Here is a 1923-nt window from a genome sequence, read left to right on the forward strand (position 1 = left end):
TCGCGGGCAAGATCGTAGCGAATTTTAAAAACGATGCGCTCTTTTTTGTTTGATAATTTGGGGCGGCTAAGCGAGGTGAAGTTTGCCGTATAGAGCCGCAAATATCGCGCCGTGCATTCGCGGCTTTGAAATTTACGCCGCCAAATTTTGCCCTGTAAATTTATATCATAGAATTTTGCGCCTTGGAATTTTGCTCGGTAGAATTTGCATCGCGGAATTCCGCCAAGTGAAATTCTGTCTTAAATTTTACGCCGTAAAATTCCGCTACTCTATCCGCGCCCAAGCCTTCAAATTTTAAACCAAAATCAGCCGCCGTCGATGTCGAAGTCAAGATGCTCTTTGAAATAGGCGCGCAGCCTACGGCGGTCGTTGCGGCCGGGCGTGATCGCAAACCACAGCACGCGGTCGTTCAGATCCTTGCCGCGGATCAGCACGGTGTCGCGCAGCAAGATGTCGTGAAAGTCGCCGTTTAGTTTCCAAGATGAGAGCGCCTTGGCGAAGAAAAAGATCACGATGCCCGCCGCCAGCATCTCATATGCCATAGTTAGCTGCTCGCTCATGGCGATACCGACTAGCCATAGCACGATCATCGATCCGATCCCAAATTTAAAGAGTTGCTCGTTTTTTATGTAGCGAGAGTGCTTAAGCGCCGTGTAGCTCGTGCAGGTGCGTAAAAAGCCGGGCGTAAGCTTAATGTAGTCGATATTAGAGAGCAGGATTTCTCTATTATGCGCGCCCGAGACGAAGGTGATCGCGTGGTCGCTAAATTTAAACAGTCCGCCGCCGTCGCGCCCTTGATACCAAGCTACGCCTGCGATCAAAAGTCCTAAAATCCCGCCTCCGCCGCGACCGCGTCCGTTTCCTAAAAAAATTTCATCTAAATCAAGGCCGGTCGACACGCCGTAAAAAAATATAAAGACCATCATCGCAATTACGAAGATCACGATGAAGGAGTTGTCGTTTTTGACGCTAAATCCGCCTGTGCTCGTGGTTCGTGCGCCGCGGCTGCGAAGGGCGGCTTTGTAGTCTTTGGTAGTAAAAGTAGGCATCGGCTTCCTTTCTTTAGGGGTTCCAAAACAGCTTGCGCGCGCTTTAAAGCCCGTTTAAAACGGTGGAATTTTATAAAATTTCAGATCAAATTCGAATTAAATTTTAAATTTGAAGAGGCTTTAAAATTTAAGCGGGTTTCAAATTTAAAGGATTTGAAATTTAGCCGCCGAACTTAATATCACAATAAAGCACTACAGAGGCTTTGCGGGCGAAGCTACTCCGTTAAGAGCGGCGAACGCTTGGGAAATACGGCATTTTGAGTTTTGCAATGCTCTAAAATATAAAGAAATTTCGGTGCTAAATTTAAATGCGATCGGCGGGCGCATGCTTGCCAGTGCGGGCTGCGGATTTCGCGGCGAAATTTAAAAACGCGGTTTGCACGATTTAGCGGATACGAGTTTTGCAGAAGCACAGCTGCACGGACAGATAGCGAATGTGTGGCAATTATCATAAATTTAAAGCGCGGGGCGCTGCGCGATCTCATCAAATATGCAGAAAATTTTACGACAAATTTAAAACGCAGTCTAGCAGAGTTAATACGGCGGATTAAAATGCGGCTTGCAGCGGCTAATGCGGTAAATTTACTCCGCGGTTGCAGTTAAAATTTCCGCCGCGCGGAGTAAATATCGCGCAGAGTTAAATTTGCCGCATAGAAGCTAAATTTCGCGTCGCAGTTAAATCCACAATAAGTTAAATCGGTAGCGAGTTAAAACGCTATAAATTTAGAGCTCGCAGGCATAAGCGCTTGACTTGCGGCTGAGCCGCGATCTTTTATTATAAGATGCCTATTGTTCGTATTCCTGCGGCTGTACGAAACAAACCGCGCCACGTTTTAAATTTTAAAATTTTATTTGAATAAGCTATTTACGCTCT

At 46.3% G+C, this 1923-nt stretch carries 2 protein-coding genes; both read right to left on the reverse strand.

Features of this window, described 5'->3' with window-relative positions; all coding sequences use genetic code 11:
• Window positions 1–160 precede the first annotated feature (160 nt).
• A complete protein-coding gene (locus Q0236_RS09525; protein ID WP_297917192.1) occupies window positions 161–331 on the reverse strand; it encodes a hypothetical protein in 171 nt (56 codons plus the stop codon).
• Entirely contained in the window at window positions 306–1049 is a 744-nt protein-coding gene (locus Q0236_RS09530) for a hypothetical protein (RefSeq protein ID WP_297917193.1), read from the reverse strand. The genes Q0236_RS09525 and Q0236_RS09530 overlap by 26 nt, the downstream gene beginning before the upstream one ends.
• Between the last annotated feature and the right edge of the window lie 874 nt (window positions 1050–1923).

The sequence above is a fragment of the uncultured Campylobacter sp. genome, assembly GCF_938031315.1.
In the GTDB taxonomy this organism is placed as follows: domain Bacteria; phylum Campylobacterota; class Campylobacteria; order Campylobacterales; family Campylobacteraceae; genus Campylobacter_B.